General features: G+C 55.3%; 1 pseudogene. It reads left to right on the top strand.

Annotated elements, in window-relative coordinates:
* A pseudogene (locus A3722_RS24855) lies at positions 1 to 243 on the top strand (hypothetical protein); the annotation flags it as partial.
* Between the last annotated feature and the right edge of the window lie 50 nt (positions 244 to 293).

Genomic DNA, 293 nt, shown 5'->3' with positions numbered 1-293 from the left:
TTGGCCAAGTCGGAAGATGACAGGTCAACAGCCTATCGAACGGTGTTCGAACGGGAACAGAAAGCGGATCGCCTCAAAAGCCGTCTACCATGGTTTGGGCTGGGTGCATTGGTTTTGGCCCTGGCGCTGACGGTGACGCTTCCTCGTTTCTTGGCCAGCAACGCTTCCACATGCGCTGTCCTCGGGGCTTCCTGGACCACGACAACTACGGGTGTCGATGCCTGCGTGTTTTATCGACGATGAGTGGTCATGTGATGGGGATGATCAGCTCTGCCTGAGAACTTGAGTGTTAT

Source organism: Sulfitobacter sp. HI0027 (assembly GCF_001634775.1).
Lineage (GTDB): Bacteria > Pseudomonadota > Alphaproteobacteria > Rhodobacterales > Rhodobacteraceae > Sulfitobacter.
This window is presented reverse-complemented; position numbering and strand designations above follow the sequence as displayed.